The sequence below is a fragment of the Paenibacillus cellulositrophicus genome (genome assembly GCF_009363095.1).
GTDB lineage: Bacteria > Bacillota > Bacilli > Paenibacillales > Paenibacillaceae > Paenibacillus_AQ > Paenibacillus_AQ favisporus.
In genome coordinates, this window is record NZ_CP045296.1 from 780,602 (window position 1) to 797,589 (window position 16,988).

The following is a 16,988-nucleotide window of genomic DNA, read 5'->3' on the forward strand; positions in this document are numbered from 1 at the left end:
GCGCTTCCATTTCTTTTACTTGAAGTAGTTATCGATTTGCTCTTGAGCCGCTTTCATAATCGAGTCCATGCCGGCCGACTTCAGTTCAGCGGTAATCTTCGGCACCATTTTCTCCGGATCGGATGCGCCGGTAATAAGTTCATACTTGTATTTGTCCCATACGGCTTGGCAGTTCGCTACTTCGGTCTGCAGATTGCTGATGTCCAGCGCGAAGCCAAGGATCGTAGAGGAGGAGGCCGCTTCGTTCAACTTTTTAACTTGTTCCCATTGATCTTCCGGAGCGCCTTTCGTCACCGCCAGATTAAAGAACGTGCCTTGAGTGTAAGCAGCCAGCGGCCAAGTATCGGTTGTACGCTCGATGACCTTTTCGCCGTCGACGTTCTTGTAGTCTACGCCCAGCTCGCCAAAGGCCAGCATGTTGCGCAGCTTCGGATCGGTGTTGACCAGTTCAAGGTACTTCAATGCTTCCTTCTGATATTTCGAATTAGCCGAAATCGCGTTCAAAGAACCTTGAATTGTACTTGTGGTGTAGATCGGTCCGTAATGCTGAACCATGTCGTATTTCTGGACGTTATCATTGATCTGCCAGCTGATTTCAGCGCCAGGGAAGGCTTGTGCCGCAAAGAACGGTCTGCCTTTGTCAGCTTCGGTTTTGGTCGGAGCATCCGGATTGATGATGCCGTCTTGATACCATTGATGCAGAAGCTTCAGGTTAGCCATAACGTCAGGCTGCTCCAGAACGGAAACGACCTTGCGCGATGCATCGTCCGCTTTCACGCCAATCGGAGGGAAGCCCAGCGTTAAATCGTCGTAATCGTTAAAGAATCCGTTCAGGCCTTCACCTTGGGTCATCGGCAGCGGGTAGAAGCTTTTACCTTCCCCGGCCTTCATATCATGAAGCGGCTTATCCAGATCCTGCAGCGTCTTGATGTTGTTGATATCGATATTGTACTTCTGCACATACTTGTCATCGAATACCCAATACTGCGTCAACGCGGAATCTTTATAGGTCGGTACGGAATAATATTTTCCGCCGATTTTGGTGCCGTCCCATACGTTTTGCGGAATCAGTTTGTACAGGTCAGGCGTTTCGCTTTGTACCAGATCGGTAATATCGGCAAAAGCGCCCATCGCAACCTGCTTGCTGTACTTGCCGCTGTTCGTGAACATGATGTCGAAAGGCTCGCCGGTATTGACGATGGTGTTCATCTTCGTGTCCCACTCGCCCCAGCTGGCGACCTTGATGTCCACTTTCACGCCGATCTTTTCGGCTGTGTAGGCATTCATGGCGTCAACCGCCTTGCTGAAGTTGCTCGGCACCTGGCCGCCGATCGTCCACCAGACTAGCGTCGGAACATCCTTGGTCGTTGTTGAAGTTTCCTTCGACGGCTCCGTGGTTGTCTGCGATCCATCGGCTGTAGAAGCAGGCTTCGAACCGCCGCAGGCCGCCAGAGCTGTGGCCAGCAGGGTCAGCAAACAGAGCGTCGAGATGAACCTGAAAGATCTTTTCATTCCAAATCCCCCTTATAGATGTTGAATCACCGTGATTAGCAGTGATTTATCATAAACCAAGATGTCTTGGCTTATTTCGTCATTATCCTTTAACAGCACCGACCGTAAGCCCGGAGATAAAATACTTCTGGAAGAACGGGTAGGCGCAGGCTACAGGCAAAACGATGAGGATCGCCACAGCCATCCGCGCGGATTCCTTCGGCATCGTCGCAACAAGTACGGCGTAGCTGACGCCCATGCTTGCGGCATTCTTTGCTAGGGCATCGACATTGCTCATCAGGCTGTTGAGCAGGGCCTGCAGCGAGTACAGGTTCTGGTTGTCGATATACAGCATCGATTGAAACCAGTCGTTCCAGTAGGCGAAGCAGAGAAACAATCCAATCGTCGCGATCACAGACAGCGAGATCGGGAGGACGATAGAGAAGAAGATCCGCAGCTGGCTCGCGCCGTCGATTTCCGCCGATTCGATGAGTCCGTCGGGAATCGTGCTTTTGAAAAACGTTTTGCAGATGATCACGTTAAACGATGAGACGGCCAGCGGCAGAATCAGGGCCCAGATGCTGTCTTTCAGACCCAATAAATTCGTATTGATAAAGTAGCTGGACACCAAACCGCCGTTGAACACCATCGGAATGAATACGATCCAGGTCAGAAACCCCTTCAGCTTGTAGTTGGGGCGGGAAATGACGTAACCCATGGATGCGGTCAGCAGGACGCCGAGCACGGTCCCAATCACAGTGACAAGAACCGACACACCGAGCGCCCTCAAAATCGTCGTCCCCTGTTTGGCGATATAGGCGTATGCATCACCCGATAGTACGGTCGGCAGTAAATGATATCCCGTCTCACGGATCGAGTCTTCACTGGAAAATGAGATGGACAGAACCACAACGACAGGAATGACACAGATCAGCGCCAAGACGATAAATATCAGATGGAAAATGACGTCGACGACTCTGTGGGTACGATTAAATTTCTCCAGGCCCGTATCGTAAGCCGTTCTTGTTGACATCGACCCTACCTCCTTACATCATTGCGCTTTCCGGATCGATTTTGCGGACAATCCAGTTAGCGATCAGAATGGTGGCACAGCCCAGGACGGACTGCACGAATGCAGCAGCGGAGGCCATCCCGACAGTAGCGGTTTTCAGCTGCTTATATACCATGACATCGATGGTTGTAGACACGTTGAACAAGGAATTGGAGTCCCGCGTGACCTGGTAGAACAAGCCGAAATCAGTGTAGAAAATGCGCCCGACCGCCAAGATGAACATCATGACGATGACCAGTTTCAGCATCGGCAGCGTAATGAATCTCGTCTGCTGCCATATCGAAGCGCCATCGATAACCGCGGCTTCGTAATAGGTGCTGTCAATGCTCGTGATGGTGGCCAAGTAGATAATCATTCCGTAGCCAAGGCCTTTCCAGACGTTTAAGAGAATCAGGAAGAACGGCCAGTATTTCGGTTCCATGTACCAGTTCACCGGGTCGCTGCCCATACTGACGAGCAGTTGGTTGACGATCCCCTTATCGAAGCTTAAGAAAGCCCACCCTACGGCGGATACGACCACCCAAGATAAAAAATAGGGAAGGAACATCATCGTTTGATAGATTTTGCTGGCCTTCCGGCTGTGCAGCAGTCCTACCATAATGGCAAATAGAACAGGGAGGACGATGCCTAGAACGATAAAGATCAGGTTGTATCCAATCGTGTTACGGATAATGATCCAAGCATCGTTCGATTTGAACAGGAACTCGAAGTTTTTGAAGCCGATCCACGGGCTGTTGAACACATTGCTCAGGAATCCGCCGCTAATTCTAAAATTTTTAAAGGCGATAATGATCCCGAACATAGGCAGAAAGCAGAAGAGGATATACCATATGGTCGTCGGCAAGGCGAGCAGGGTCAGTTCCGTATCCTGCTTGTGCCAACGTGGACGTAAGCGCTTACGTTTGTGGCTTTGCTCGGCTTTTGAACTCATGTTAGTCACTCCTTCCGGTGGTTTCTCTATTGCAGCTTGCGCTTCGTAAATTCATTGTATAAAAGGAAGATTCCATGCTTCCAGATAACAAACTTGATACTATAGTCAAAAAACGTTAGGTGAACATGAAATTTTGTCGAAATAAACGCATAAAGGCACCCGGTTTCTATGACCGAATGCCTTTTTTAAATGGTGAATTAAGAAGCTTATTTGAATGATAATCGATGGGATCATCTTGAAAAGCGTTAGCCGAACATCTTCTAACCGTCCAACAAATTAGACACGAGCCAGGGCTTGATGACCGGAAGCACGGTCTCCGGGTGCATGGCTTTGGTATGGTCCATCCCGTCTCCCGTTAAGATACGAACGTCCCAGCCCATTTCTTCCAAAGCTTGTTTGGTTCTTTGCAATATCCCGGCAATGTCCACAGTGACGCCGCCGAAGTTTTCCCCATACACGATGGTATCTTTCTCTCCGGCAAAAGCCAGCTTCGGAACGGCCGGGTCCAGACTGATCGCTCGATCGTCAAAATCCATCAAATGCTGGTACAGCGTCATAAACTGTTTGGTCTGATTCGTGTCGATCTTGACCTGAACCTGGTCCCAATCCACCTTTTCCGGACTGCTCGAATCCTGCCAATCTTTCATTATAGGGGTATTTTGATTGCGTACAGCTTGTTCATAAGTGCTGCGGGTCACCACCATCATTTCTTTATAGGGCCCGTCCAATGGCGGAAATCCACCCATGATCAAGCTATCCAGCCGCTCCGTACGGATAGCCAGCTGCAGACCGACCAGTGCCAGCCAGGAGTAACCATAATAGCTAAAATGGCGGACATTCATTTCATCAGCGATGAACAGCAGATCTTCTACAATCTTGTCTGGTGTCAGATGGTCGGGATTGGGGTGCTTCATGCGATGGCCTTCATAGTCAAAGTACAAGACTTGGAACTTATCAGCCAGTCCCTCAACGAAATGCTGTCCGGATTCGGGGTCGACTCCCCACAGCTTCAGGCTTTCAGCTTCTTTGCCGTATACGGATTCCTTGGCGACAGGCAGCATAATTGTTTTGCCTCCGGATCGTCCCGCCAAACCAACTTTGATTTCGGATGAATCCTTGAGCTTGATGACTTTTTCCATTTATTTCACTCCTCAATGGTTTATACAGTCATCATATAACATTCATGCAATCTTTCGGTTTCGCGGGTTTACTTCTTTGATATACTTAAATGATTTGCAAAAATATATTGTTGTAGCACTTGAAGGTTTAACTTTAAACTCGGGCATCTCAGATTCTTCTCCAAGATTCTGTAAATTGCTGGATTCTACGCAGCCCTTCAGCGATTTCCCTCTCTGTCAGATTCCCGTATCCGAGTACCACCTTGCCGGGGGAGCGGCCTTTTAACACGGCATAGTCTTCAAAAGATGAGAGGCGGACGCCGAGCCCTTCCATGTTGTGCCAGTCCATCGGCCCGTAAGCATCCTGCTTAAAATGGAGCTGAACATGCATTCCAGCTTCGTCACCCAGCAGTTCAACGCGGTCGCCGAATAAGTGGCGGCATTGTTCCGCGATATATACGCGTTTTCGTTTGTATATCGCTCTCATTTTGTGAATATGCCTGTCAAAATGCCCGTCCAATATAAAACGCGCAAGTGCCGATTGCATGATACCGGAAGTTGTCAGGTTTAGCTCCGTTTTGGTGCGAATGACCGGCTCGATCAGTTCCGGGGGAATAACGAGGAATCCGATCCGCAGGGCGGGCGACAGCGTTTTGCTAAACGTGCCTGCATAGATGACCTTGCTTGGGGCAAGAAGCTGCAGCGGAGGGACCGGCCCGCCTTTATGCCGGAACTCGCTGTCATAGTCATCCTCAATGATATAGTGACCAGCCCTTTCAGCCAGCGCAATAGCCATCTGCCTCCGTTGAATCGAGAGAATGCTCCCAGTCGGGTATTGGTGGGAAGGCGTCAGCACGATCAGACCAGCAGGGAAGTTATGCTCAATCCGGTGGATCTGCATCCCTTGTTGATCAACCTCGACCGGATGGATGGTATGGTTTAATCTTTGGAAAATATCACCGACAAACCCGATCGTCGGCTCTTCCGTGTAAACCGTATGAAAACGGTCCGAAAGGGTAGACGCCAGCAGCAGAATTCCTTCGGAGGTCCCCGACGTAATGACAATTTGGTCCTTGCTGCACGCCATGCCTTTTACCCGGTACAAATAACCAGCAATGACCTCTCGCAGTGCGGGCAGCCCTTGAATATTGCCATACGAAAATATGTCTTCCACCGCCGAATCGGTCATCTCCCGTACGTATTTGCTCCAGAGCCTGCGGGGAAAATGAGACAAATCAGGGAGACCTCCGTCAAAGTCGATGAGCTTCGGTTTCTTAGGAACGGACTCAGATCGAGCGGTTGGTGCTGAAGAAGGCATAGGGTCGATTTTCATACCTTTGCGGGTTTCGATGCCCTCAGCGACAAACGTTCCGGAGCCGGCTCTGGACGTCAAATACCCTTCGGCGGTCAATTGCTCATACACTTCGATCACGATGTTGCGCGCTATCCCAAGGTCCATGGCGGCCCGGCGCGTCGGCGGCAGCTGGAGTCCGGGTGCGAGTGCACCACTTTCAATTTCCTGACGCAGGTAACTGCATAGCTGCTTGGTGACCGCACCTTCCCCTGGAGCAGCTCTAAATCCGAACATAGCAATGTCTCCTTTACATTGGTTCTTCTTATTTACAATTTTTCGGCACCTATGATGACCAATTATCACCATTATACGGAAGCTGAAGAACACGCACAAAGGGGATGAAGGGATGTTTAAACATGCAATGGATGCCGAGTTGGGCAGATTGCCGAGCTTGTGGCTTTGAAAGAAGAGTAATTGCCTGATTGATTAACGTAATATATATTATGTAAACCTAATTAAATTTGATAAAAATTTATCATGCTGAAACCGCTTGCCTGGGGTTTTTTTGCGCTATTAAAGAAATGGTAATCCTTGTCCTTATCAAAAAAACAACAAATTCCGACATGTTCCGCTCAGTTTTGCAAAAAAGTGATTGAAACCGTTTTAAAAATGTAATATACTCTTATCACGATAATAAATTATTATATTGATAAATTTTATAACAACACATAAGGTTTACAGGGAAGGAGACCATCCGTACATGAATAATAACCGGCAGTTCCTTGAGAAGTTTTTTCCAATTGCCTCATTTATTGCGTCTATTATTGGGCCCAAATGCGAAGTCGTAGTCCATGACGTCAGCGATCCGGAACGATCGATTATTTTTATTGAGAACGGTCACATCAGCGGGCGTAAGGTAGGAGACGCTTCCACGGATTTGGTCTTGAAACTGCTGAAAGCGGAAGCATACCGGGAAGAACAGTTTATCGCCAACTATAAGGCTTCGGGAAAGATGGGGCAAAGCTTCAGATCGTCCACCTTTTTTATCAAAAATGACGACAACGAGCTCGTCGGGCTGATGTGTCTGAACATTGACATCACCCACATGGAGGCTGCCGCAGAATGGATTCAGCATATTTTACAAGGCGGTTCGCCGCTTCCTCCAGCTTCGATTGAGGCTCCGCAGGAAGACAAACAGTCCAAGGAATATTTGCAGGGTAACGCGGATGATCTGCTTACTCATATGATCGCATCCGTAATCAGCAAAATAAACATTCCGGTCGACCGGTTATCCTCACAAGAGAAAATCGAGCTCGTACGTGAGTTAAACGAGCAGGGGGTATTCTTGCTGAAAGGCGGCGTTTCCCAAGTAGCCGCAGCATTAGCGATATCCGAGCCTACTGTCTACCGTTATTTGCAAAAGCTTAAGTAATCAGGAACTGGCATACGCAGGATCAAGGGAAGGTGACATCAATGAAAAATAATTTTGACCACATCATCAGCAGATTCGGTACGAACAGCGCCAAATGGGACGGAATGGCCCAATCCCAGGGGAATGACATGATCGCATTGTCCGTCGCGGACATGGATTTGCCGGCGCCGCTGGCCGTGGTGGACCGGATTACGGAAATGGCCAGACACGGTATTTACGGTTACACCGATCCGTTCCCGCCATATTTCGAAGCGGTGCAAGGCTGGCTGTCCAAAGCCTATGATTGGCAGGTACCGCAGGAATGGATCGTATTCTGCCCTCGAATCGTACAAGCCGTCTCTGTCCTGATTCAGAACCTGACGGAGAAGGGTGACCGCATCCTCATCCATACACCTGCTTATCAACCCGTCGCGAAAGCGGTTGCGATCAATGGCAGAGAGCTGGTTGAAAGTCCGCTGCTGCTTGTGAACGGACGGTATGAGATCGATTTTGCAGACATGGAAGAGCAAATGAAGGATGGCGTGAAGATGGTCATGCTAGTCTCCCCGCATAATCCCACCGGAAGGGTCTGGACAATCCATGAGCTGGAACGGATCAGTGAGCTGTGCATCCAGTACGATGCGCTGATCGTATCCGACGACATCCATGCGGATTTCATCCATCAGGGGCACGAGCATACCGTGATCGCCAAGCTGACGGAGCAGGTGGCAGACCGTTCGATCATTTGCACATCTCCGGGAAAAACGTTCAATCTCGCGAGTCTGGAAATCGCCAACATCATTATTCCTAACGAGCAGCTGCGGAAACGCTTTAAAGATGGGCTGCAGCAGGCAGGGATTCATAATCCGACCTTTTTTGCTGTGCCTGCCCTGGAAGTGGCCTATACGGCTTGCGATGAATGGCTGGACGAGCTTCGCGCATATATAACGGACAACATCGCCTATACGATCGATTTTATACAGACGCATATGCCCGAACTTAAAGTCATTCAGCCTGAGGGTACCTATTTATTGTGGGTGGACTGCACCGCCTGCGGCAAGGTTGAAAGCGATTTAGTGGATTGGATTCAAAACAAGAGCAGGGTTAGTGTCAGCTACGGAACCTCATTTGGGGCGACTGGCGAAGGCTATATCCGCCTGAACGTTGCCGCTCCTAGGTCTCTTCTTCGGGATGCGCTGCAGCGCATGGCAGATCATTATCCTTTGCACGAGAAGTAGTTCACAATTCATTTATCCCAGGGGGAATACAACGATGACAGAGCAAACGAAGGGAAAACAAATCAAAGAACCGACGCTGTTTTTAGCCTTACTTCCAATCATAACGATGGTGGTACTGCTGTGCTTGGGATACGTCATGTTCGAGCTGCCGCCTGAACCGCTCATTATTGCTTCAACGGTTGTCGCGGGGATCATTGCAGTTAGGCTGGGGCACAGTTACAACGATATTTTGAATTCCATTGCCCAAAAAATTGCCAAAACGATGCCGGCCATTCTAATCCTGATTGCCGTAGGGTTGATGATCGGGGCATGGATGGTGGGCGGCACGATTCCGATGATGATTTATTACGGGCTCAAAATTATCAACCCGCAGTTTTTGCTCATCACCGCCTTTTTGGTGACGTCGGTCGTATCGGTCTGTACCGGTACGTCCTGGGGCTCTGCAGGAACGATTGGGGTAGCATTTATGGGCGTTGGCGCCGGACTGGATGTGAATCTGGCAGCCGTTGCCGGTGCGGTGGTTGCCGGTGCCTACTTCGGCGACAAGCTGTCGCCGCTATCGGATACAACGAATATCGCGGCCCTGTCCACAGGCGTAAACTTGTATGAGCATATCGGTCATTTGCTGTACACGACGCTGCCTTCGTTTATCGTAGCCGGAATCGTCTATGTCATCACAGGTTTGAACACACATACGGCAGGTGCAGGTATCCCTGAAAAAGTAGGGACCATTATGGATACGCTGGGCACGATTTACCATTGGAATTTACTGCTCATCGTCCCGATACTCATCGTGTTGTACGGCTCGATCCGGAAAAAGCCTACGCTGCCGGTCATGCTGCTGTCTTCAGCCTTTGCGATGGCAAATGCCCTGATTTTCCAAGGCTTCACATTGCATGATGTCGTAAGCTCTGTATTGAACGGATTCGATATCGCGATGGTTCACGTTCAAGGATTCGACTCGGCTGCGGTCATCCCGGATGTACCGAAGCTTCTGAACCGCGGCGGAATGAACTCCATGATGGGAACATTGTTAATCTGTTTCAGCGCAATTACGTTTGCCGGCACCATATCGCTCACCAAATCGCTTGAGCTGATCGTGAACCGGATCCTTAAGCATGTACGCTCGACGGGGTCTATGATCGTCGCAACGATCGTGACCGGTTTGACGATGATCGGCGTTACAAGTAATGGCCAAGTGTCCATCCTGATGCCGGGCGAAATGCTGCGCGAAGCATACATCCGCCGTGGGCTGCATCCGAAAAATCTCGGGCGGACGGTCGAAGACTCCGCTGCGATTACGGAACCCATCTTGCCATGGACGGCAGCAGGCGCATACATGGCCGGTACGCTGGGCGTCGCAACGCTCTCTTATCTGCCATGGGCCATGCTGTGCTGGACAGGGATCATTTTCGCCATGATCTGGGGCTTCACTGGATTTGGGATCGCCAAACTGACGCCGGAACAGCAACAAGAAATGCTGCAAGAATATGACGGTCCGAATGCAGAAGAAATGAATTCGGAAACGATGGCCGCGGCAAAGGCAGCCCAAACCAATTAACAGAACGTCATTTTTTCAGGTACTTGCAAAAATACGGTTGATACACGCCAAGTTTTTTCAATTCCCATAAACATAAATGTGCTTCAAGCACGACAAGGAGAGAGAAACCATGACATCACAAGAGAGACGAACTATTGCAACGACCGAAGCTCCGGGAGCTATCGGACCATACTCCCAGGCAGTTCAAATCGGTAATATGCTGATTACATCCGGACAGCTCGGGATGGACACAACAGGCGTGTTCCCAGCATCCGTAGAGGAACAGACACAGCGATCGCTCCTCAATGTAAAAGCGATTCTCGAATCAGCGGGCTTTACCATGAACGATGTGATTAAAACGATGGTATTTTTGCAGGATATGAACGATTTTCAGAAAGTCAATGAGGTGTACGCCACGTTCTTCACAGAACCTTATCCGGCACGCAGTGCGGTTCAGGTAGCCAAGCTGCCAAAGGGTGGTCTGGTGGAGATCGAAGTGATTGCCGTCAAGGCTTAAATTGAAAATGTAGATATAACAGCCTCTTGGTTCTCCAAGGGGTTGTTCTCTTTTCACGGGATTCGATGCAGCACAACAAAAGCTGGCCAAGATCGGCCAGCTTTATAATATGTGTAATTCGTGTTAGCTAAATAGATGGGATTGAGCCGCTTGCTTTACTCAAATTCCCCTTCAAAAACAAGCTCGTTCAGCGGGCGGCGGTCATTTGGCACTTCGCGCTGCTGGATCGCTTCCGGAAGTACGGATTTATCGCCCAGATAGCCGAGGGCAATCACGGCGTGAAGCTCAAGGTGATCCGGTACGTTTAATATTTCACGGGCTTTATTGCGGTCAAAACCGCCGATGGCATGCGTGTGCAGACCGAGGATCGTCGCTTGAATCGCCAAGGAAGCCCAGGCTGCGCCGGCATCGAAGGCGTGCGCACCGTTCGGGTCGCCGTTTTCTCTAAGCTTGTCGGAAGCGACCACAATGAGAACTGGCGCACTGGACGCCCATGTTAAATTGAATTCGTTTAAAAATGAATGAAATTTGCTGAGCTGCTCTTCGGTTTTAGCGACGATAAAGCGCCAAGGCTGATCATTATAAGAGGATGGAGCCCAATGTGCGGCTTCAAGGATGGTATAAAGGTCCTGATCACTGACTTTACGGGTGGAAAAAGCCCGTGTAGACCAGCGATTTAGAAAAAGTGGGCTTACCGGGTATTCGGATTTGCGCTGTCCTTGCACCTCCGGTAAAATTTCATTAACGATGGATTGAACGCTGCTCATATACGATTTGTCTCCTTTTCAAATAAATATCTGCAGTGTTGTCATTGCTGCTTACTTAAACTTACGTACTTACTAATTAAATATAATTAAATATATGACTTAACTTGGATATAGTCAAATCAAAATCTTTAATGGATGATTAGGTTTATTTGCAGAATGACCATGGCCGCAAGCAGGGTTTAGAGGCGAATAAAGAGAATATTAGATGCATCTCTTAGAGTGAGAACGGTTACGGTGAACCGGCAATTTTGCATGAAGCACAGTTTTAGTCTACGAATGTATCGAAAAACCAAAAAGCGACAATTCGAAGGAGAAGAAAGGTGGCAGCAAATGAATCAGAACGATCAAACATCCCTATCATTCGAGTGGCATTCTATATTGGAAGCGGTTTCTAATCGATTCATCCCGGAAAATGAATGGCCGTCTGCGGCCGGCGGAGGCGCACTCGTCTATATGGAACGTAGGGCAAATGAGGATCCTTCAACTTGGAACAAGCTGATCGAGCCCGGACTCCGCGCACTCGAGTCGGAAGCTTCGGCTCGGTATGGGCACGCATTTTCAGAATTGTCCGAGGAACAACAGGATGGATTGTTGCAGGATGTCCAGCATGACCGCGTCCGCGATTGGCCTATTTCGTCCGCAATGTTCTTCAACGCATTGTTGGAGCTTGTCGTCGAAGGCTACTATGGAAATCCTGAATCTGGCGGGAATCGCGGTGGTAAATCATGGGAAATGATCGGTTTTCGGCCGGGTCCGGTATCCGGCGAACAGGGACCACCAGTCGAAGCCGATTTGCCTTTACGAACACTCGATCAGCTTCAAGACCGCTACGATGCCGTCGTCATCGGAGCCGGGGCGGGCGGATCGGTAGCGGCGGCGGTGCTGGCTGAGTCGGGCATGCGGGTTCTCGTCATCGAACGCGGCCGTTGGCTTCGGTATGACCAGGTAGGCCGGGACCATTTGCGCAACCACCGGCTGAGCAAATTCGGCCACAACACCGGACCTGATCTGGAGGGCAGTCCGCGTACGTTTCTTGATGTGGCTGGGGAAGAGAGAATCACTGCTCCGCATGAAGGAGATTACCACAACAACGCCATGACGGTCGGCGGCGGTACGCGGGTGTACGGCGCTCAGGCGTGGCGGTTCCATCCGGAGGATTTTCGCATGGCAAGCCACTACGGCATCCCGGACGGGAGTTCCCTTAGCGACTGGCCAATCTCGTACGAGGATCTGGAACCTTATTATGTGAGGGCCGAATGGGAGGTGGGCGTATCCGGTGACGGGAATGCCCACACCGGGCATGCCAAGCGGAGCCGGCCTTACCCGATGCCAGCCATGCCCTTGACGACGGAAGCGCGGCGGCTGGCGGAAGCGGCAGCCCGTTTGGGATGGGACGCCGGATCGGTCCCGCTGCTGATCAACTCGGTCGAACGGGACGGCAGGCCGGCATGCGGACAGTGCGGCCAATGCGTTGGCTTCGCTTGTCCAACCAACAGCAAAAACGGGGGACATAACACGATGCTCGTCCGAGCGGCCGCCACCGGTAACTGCGATATCATCTGCGATACGATGGTGGAGCGGATTGAGACAGAAGGCGGGAAGCGGGCCACGGGGGTAAGGCTGGTGCAAGAAGCAGGCGGGAAGATCCGGCGTCAACTGGTGGCAGCCGGTCAAGTCATCGTAGCCGCCGGCGCGATCGAAAGCGCGCGTTTGCTGCTGAACTCGGCTACCGATGCAGAGCCGGATGGCATCGGCAACCGGTCAGGCCAAGTCGGCCGGAATCTGCAGGGTCATGTCTATACGGGCGCGTACGGTCTCATGGACGATCCGATCCAGGACGGCCTTGGCCCTGGTGTCAGCATCGCTACACTTCGCTTTGCCCATGACAATGGCGGCGGCGTGATCGGGGGCGGACTGCTTGCCAACGAATTCACCCGGCTTCCCCTTATCCATTGGTACAGGGCACTTGCTCCAGACGCCCCGAGATGGGGGCTGGCAGGCAAAGAAGCGATGCGTGACAGCTATTTGCGCACCAGCCAGATCCAAGGACCGATTCAAGAGATCCCGACAGCGGAATCGAGAGTTCGTCTCTCACGATCAGTCAAGGACCGTTTCGGGATGCCAGTCGCCCAGCTCTCGGGCCGGGTCCATCCGGAGTCGCTGCGGGCGGCAGCGATGCTGGGCGAACAGGCCGAGAAGTGGCTTTGGGCTGCTGGTGCGCACCAGGTTTGGCGAACGACTCCGGGAACCGGGCTTAGCGGCGGACAGCATCAGGCAGGCACGCTTCGGATGGGGGATGATCCCGCCACTTCGGTCACCGATCCGACGGGACGCGTACACGGTTACGACAACCTGTGGGTGAGCGACGGATCCGTGCATGTAACCAACGGCGGAGTGAATCCGGTACTGACGATTCTAGCTTTGGCATTCCGGACTTCGGACAACATCGTGAAGCATGGCTAAAACGGTCATCAGCAGTAAATACCAGAATGTTAGTGAGATAACCCTCCATCAATTGGCGTGAGGAAAATTCGATTATAACCTTTTATTACCATTTGATTGTGGTAGGATGATTGTATATGGAATCGAAATGATTCCTCACGCACAATACCTTTCTGAAAGGAAGCACATCGGATGAAGCTGGTTATCACAGGAGCCACGGGAAACTTAGGCGGGCTCGTTATAGACCATTTACTGAAAAAGATTCCGGGAAACCAGATCATTGCAGTCATTCGAAAACTGGATAAAGCCGCTTCGCTAACGGAGGCAGGTCTGGAAGTCCGCCAAGGCGATTACAACGATCCGGGAACGCTTCGCGCAGCTTTTGAAGGCGGGACCAAACTGCTATTTGTATCCAGTCCGGATACCGATGATCCGCTGCGGATCGTTCAGCATGCCAACGTAATCAAAGCTGCCAGAGATGCGGGAATTAGGCATATTGCCTATACCAGCTTCGCTTTTGCCGAGGAGAATCCGTTTGCACTCGTTCATATGGCCACCGAATATGCCATCCGCACGACCCGTATCCCATATACCTTATTGCGAAATGGCGGATATGCGGAGTTTTTCATCAATGCCCACCTTCAAGAAAATGTAGAACGCGGGGCGATCGTCACCAACACGGGCACAGGGAGAGTGAATGCGGTCAGCCGCAGCGATCTGGCACTTGCTGCCGCGACGGTACTGACCGGGGAAGGACACGAAAACAAGGAATACACGCTGGTTTCCAATCGTCCATGGAGTTTCGATGAGTTGGCGGAAGTTCTCTCCGAAGTTTCAGGTAAGCACATCATCCATCAAAAGGTTTCTTTCGACGAAGAGAAGGCCATGCTTGTTCAAGCAGGCATATCGGAATCTTTAGCTCAAATGACGGCCTTTATCTATAACACTGTTGCAGAAGGAACTATGGAGAAAACGACCGGCGATTTACATCAATTGATCGGACATCAGACGACGCTTAAAGAACTTATAATAAAAGCTTTGCAAGCCTAGGCAAAACGGGTAGATAGCCGCTTGAAGTGTTCATGTCTCCTGCGGACTGCTGTTCCTAGGTAACATTTAAGAAGGGCATAAGGTGAGGGTTCACCTGATGCTCTTTTTTTGTTGCGTCCGATCGTTCCCCTTACATGACAACCGTGTAAGTTTGTTGTAAGAAAGAACCCTAGGAGAAGTATGAATCTTGGGATAAACTTGCATAAGATATCCACTCATTCGCAATAGGGAGCAGAATTTATGGCAAAGAATCGCAAGGTTATCCTGATCATCACCATCCTTTATACAGTCCTCATTTTGTATTTTATGTTTTTTGCTTTTGGCAGAATCGGGGCATCGCACCAGATTACAGAGTACGAATTTATTTTTACGCCCATTGATTTTTATCATGTACCGGATTTGCCTGATTTGTTTCGATTTTCCTTAATGGCTCTGTTTGGTTTTGGCAACTTCGCTGCATTTATTCCTTTCGGCTTTTTGATTCCGATGTTGTTTCCCATGCGCTACGTTCGATTTATTACATTGTTCTTTTTGTCCATCATGGTGGTCGAAACAGTACAGATGCTTACTTATCTGGGCAGCGGCGACATCAACGACGCGATTCAGAATTCAATAGGTGCTTCCATCGGATACGCAGCTTACAAATTAGGATCAAACGCAAAAACGATGAAGAAGCAGCTTGTGATTTCCGGATTTTCTGCATTGTTCATTTTCGCTGCCGTATGGGGCTGCTGCGAAGTTATCGAAACGGCGCTGACAAAAAAAGAAGGACCTTTCGTTGCAATCAACGAAGTGAAGGACGCCAGTGGAAATACAGTTCAACACACAGCACCATATCGTTTTGAGTTGGGCGGCGAACAGGTGCTGCCTCAGTACAATGTGTTCTGTTTTAAAGAGCAAACAGCAGCAGTTTACACCTCTGAACTAAGTGGAAAAGATATCATCCTCTACTTCAAGTATGGAGCAACAGGTAAGCTGGGAGGAACGCTTGCGATTACGGTCGATGGGCAGCAGCTCCTGCTGACAGAAGCACCAACCTATCAAGAGGGAGCTGCTGAAACGTACGAAATTCCAATTGAGAAAGCGAATAAACTTACGATCACCATTAAGGGAAATGCGAGATTGTGGGATCTCGGTTACAGGGAAATGAAGTATTTCTGGAATTAGTGCTTGCTGATGCGCAAAATAGAAGTTATTTATATTTAATAATATAAATCATTAATCTGATTAATTATATAGAACAGGGAGTGTCCTATATTAGGATATCCCTGTTTTTTGCTGTAAATGGTAGTTTTCCGTCCTTCCGCACACAGCAAAAATGCCTGAATGCATGGGAAAATTTTATTGACAATCGTCATTAAATGTTGTTTCATTTTATTAAACTAAGTTGAATTTCATTCTATTTAGGAGATCAATGTGATGGAATTGGGGAGTAAGATCCGAAAAATTCGCAAGGACCAAAATCGGACCCTGGACGAAATCGCCCATGCCTGCGGCTTTACCAAAAGCCTGCTGTCCAAAATCGAAAACGGAAAAACGGTGCCGCCCATCGGCACGCTGATCAAAATCGCCGAGGCGCTTGGAACCAAAATATCCATTTTGCTTGATGACAGCGACCAAAACGGGACGGTGTATACCACAATGACGGGGACCCTGGATAAGATGGTCACGTCGGAGAAAGGATATTCGTTTTCGGCCATCGCGGCCGAGCGGCCCGAGAAGCTGATGCAGCCCTTTTATTTTGTAGCGAAGAAAGGGAAGACGGAGAAGCGAACGGTCTCCCATGTCGGGCAGGAATTTATTTATGTGCTCGAAGGGACCATGATTTATTATGTCGGCCAGGAAGCTTATACACTGCATGCCGGCGACAGCCTGTATTTCGACTCCTACGAAAATCATAAATATACGCCCATCACGGATGAAGTAAAGTACTTGTCGGTTTTCTGTTCGGATTCCAAAGCTTGAGTCCGTCTAACCGACAATGCCCGGTAAGTTGATGTCTGTCCTTGTTGTAACATGCTCATACAGGATTCTTGTAAACGGTTGGCAGCGCCATCACCTTCAATTTACTTGAAACCCGGATGGGCATTTTTTGTACCATTCATACGCAGGGGGGG

Annotated in this window: 14 protein-coding genes; 8 read left to right on the forward strand and 6 right to left on the reverse strand. The window is 49.9% G+C overall.

The window, feature by feature from the left end; genetic code table 11:
* Window positions 1–15 precede the first annotated feature (15 nt).
* From GCU45_RS33175 to GCU45_RS33195, 5 genes are all read right to left on the reverse strand, one after another.
* On the reverse strand, window positions 16–1,512 hold the full coding sequence (locus GCU45_RS33175; protein ID WP_152404459.1) for an ABC transporter substrate-binding protein: 1,497 nt from the start codon (window positions 1,510–1,512) through the stop codon (window positions 16–18).
* Window positions 1,513–1,594: 82 nt separating this feature from the next.
* Window positions 1,595–2,524, reverse strand: coding sequence for a carbohydrate ABC transporter permease (locus GCU45_RS33180; protein WP_152404461.1), 930 nt, complete (start codon window positions 2,522–2,524; stop codon window positions 1,595–1,597).
* A gap of 13 nt (window positions 2,525–2,537) precedes the next feature.
* Window positions 2,538–3,494 (reverse strand): ABC transporter permease, encoded by a 957-nt coding sequence (locus tag GCU45_RS33185; protein WP_152404463.1) that lies wholly within the window; start codon window positions 3,492–3,494, stop codon window positions 2,538–2,540.
* 260 nt (window positions 3,495–3,754) lie between these two features.
* Window positions 3,755–4,633, reverse strand: coding sequence for an alpha/beta fold hydrolase (locus GCU45_RS33190; protein ID WP_152404465.1), 879 nt, complete (start codon window positions 4,631–4,633; stop codon window positions 3,755–3,757).
* Window positions 4,634–4,781: 148 nt separating this feature from the next.
* On the reverse strand, window positions 4,782–6,200 hold the full coding sequence (locus tag GCU45_RS33195; protein ID WP_152404467.1) for a MocR-like pyridoxine biosynthesis transcription factor PdxR: 1,419 nt from the start codon (window positions 6,198–6,200) through the stop codon (window positions 4,782–4,784).
* 466 nt (window positions 6,201–6,666) lie between these two features.
* Between GCU45_RS33195 and GCU45_RS33200 the strand changes: the two genes are divergently transcribed.
* From GCU45_RS33200 to GCU45_RS33215, 4 genes are all read left to right on the forward strand, one after another.
* Window positions 6,667–7,338 carry a helix-turn-helix transcriptional regulator gene (locus tag GCU45_RS33200; protein ID WP_152404469.1) on the forward strand — a complete coding sequence of 224 codons (672 nt, stop codon included), beginning with the start codon at window positions 6,667–6,669 and terminating at the stop codon, window positions 7,336–7,338.
* A 41-nt stretch (window positions 7,339–7,379) separates the two neighbouring features.
* Entirely contained in the window at window positions 7,380–8,555 is a 1,176-nt protein-coding gene (locus GCU45_RS33205; protein WP_152404471.1) for a MalY/PatB family protein, read from the forward strand.
* Window positions 8,556–8,589: 34 nt separating this feature from the next.
* Window positions 8,590–10,116: a Na+/H+ antiporter NhaC gene (gene nhaC, locus GCU45_RS33210; protein WP_152404473.1), complete on the forward strand. Its 1,527-nt coding sequence runs from the start codon at window positions 8,590–8,592 to the stop codon at window positions 10,114–10,116.
* A gap of 109 nt (window positions 10,117–10,225) precedes the next feature.
* Window positions 10,226–10,612: a RidA family protein gene (locus tag GCU45_RS33215; RefSeq protein ID WP_152404475.1), complete on the forward strand. Its 387-nt coding sequence runs from the start codon at window positions 10,226–10,228 to the stop codon at window positions 10,610–10,612.
* 155 nt (window positions 10,613–10,767) lie between these two features.
* Here GCU45_RS33215 and GCU45_RS33220 read toward each other — a convergent pair whose 3' ends face one another.
* A complete protein-coding gene (locus GCU45_RS33220; RefSeq protein ID WP_152404477.1) occupies window positions 10,768–11,379 on the reverse strand; it encodes a nitroreductase family protein in 612 nt (203 codons plus the stop codon).
* Window positions 11,380–11,709: 330 nt separating this feature from the next.
* On the opposite strand from GCU45_RS33220, the gene GCU45_RS33225 reads away from it, so the two are divergent.
* The 4 genes from GCU45_RS33225 (at window position 11,710) to GCU45_RS33240 (ending at window position 16,836) form a co-directional block, all read left to right on the forward strand.
* Window positions 11,710–13,842, forward strand: coding sequence for a GMC family oxidoreductase (locus GCU45_RS33225; RefSeq protein WP_152404479.1), 2,133 nt, complete (start codon window positions 11,710–11,712; stop codon window positions 13,840–13,842).
* A gap of 171 nt (window positions 13,843–14,013) precedes the next feature.
* The gene (locus GCU45_RS33230; RefSeq protein WP_152404481.1) at window positions 14,014–14,871 is read left to right on the forward strand and encodes an SDR family oxidoreductase; all 858 of its coding nucleotides are present in this window, start codon (window positions 14,014–14,016) and stop codon (window positions 14,869–14,871) included.
* A gap of 240 nt (window positions 14,872–15,111) precedes the next feature.
* On the forward strand, window positions 15,112–16,038 hold the full coding sequence (locus GCU45_RS33235; protein WP_152404483.1) for a VanZ family protein: 927 nt from the start codon (window positions 15,112–15,114) through the stop codon (window positions 16,036–16,038).
* 252 nt (window positions 16,039–16,290) lie between these two features.
* Window positions 16,291–16,836, forward strand: coding sequence for a helix-turn-helix domain-containing protein (locus GCU45_RS33240; RefSeq protein ID WP_116230480.1), 546 nt, complete (start codon window positions 16,291–16,293; stop codon window positions 16,834–16,836).
* The last annotated feature ends 152 nt before the right edge of the window (window positions 16,837–16,988 follow it).

Coding starts and splice junctions, on each gene's coding strand:
- GCU45_RS33175 (WP_152404459.1), bottom strand. CDS start 1,512: ATGAAAAGATCTTTCAGGTTCATCTCGACGCTCTGTTTGCTGACCCTG.
- GCU45_RS33180 (WP_152404461.1), bottom strand. CDS start 2,524: ATGTCAACAAGAACGGCTTACGATACGGGCCTGGAGAAATTTAATCGT.
- GCU45_RS33185 (WP_152404463.1), bottom strand. CDS start 3,494: ATGAGTTCAAAAGCCGAGCAAAGCCACAAACGTAAGCGCTTACGTCCA.
- GCU45_RS33190 (WP_152404465.1), bottom strand. CDS start 4,633: ATGGAAAAAGTCATCAAGCTCAAGGATTCATCCGAAATCAAAGTTGGT.
- GCU45_RS33195 (WP_152404467.1), bottom strand. CDS start 6,200: ATGTTCGGATTTAGAGCTGCTCCAGGGGAAGGTGCGGTCACCAAGCAG.
- GCU45_RS33200 (WP_152404469.1), top strand. CDS start 6,667: ATGAATAATAACCGGCAGTTCCTTGAGAAGTTTTTTCCAATTGCCTCA.
- GCU45_RS33205 (WP_152404471.1), top strand. CDS start 7,380: ATGAAAAATAATTTTGACCACATCATCAGCAGATTCGGTACGAACAGC.
- nhaC (WP_152404473.1), top strand. CDS start 8,590: ATGACAGAGCAAACGAAGGGAAAACAAATCAAAGAACCGACGCTGTTT.
- GCU45_RS33215 (WP_152404475.1), top strand. CDS start 10,226: ATGACATCACAAGAGAGACGAACTATTGCAACGACCGAAGCTCCGGGA.
- GCU45_RS33220 (WP_152404477.1), bottom strand. CDS start 11,379: ATGAGCAGCGTTCAATCCATCGTTAATGAAATTTTACCGGAGGTGCAA.
- GCU45_RS33225 (WP_152404479.1), top strand. CDS start 11,710: ATGAATCAGAACGATCAAACATCCCTATCATTCGAGTGGCATTCTATA.
- GCU45_RS33230 (WP_152404481.1), top strand. CDS start 14,014: ATGAAGCTGGTTATCACAGGAGCCACGGGAAACTTAGGCGGGCTCGTT.
- GCU45_RS33235 (WP_152404483.1), top strand. CDS start 15,112: ATGGCAAAGAATCGCAAGGTTATCCTGATCATCACCATCCTTTATACA.
- GCU45_RS33240 (WP_116230480.1), top strand. CDS start 16,291: ATGGAATTGGGGAGTAAGATCCGAAAAATTCGCAAGGACCAAAATCGG.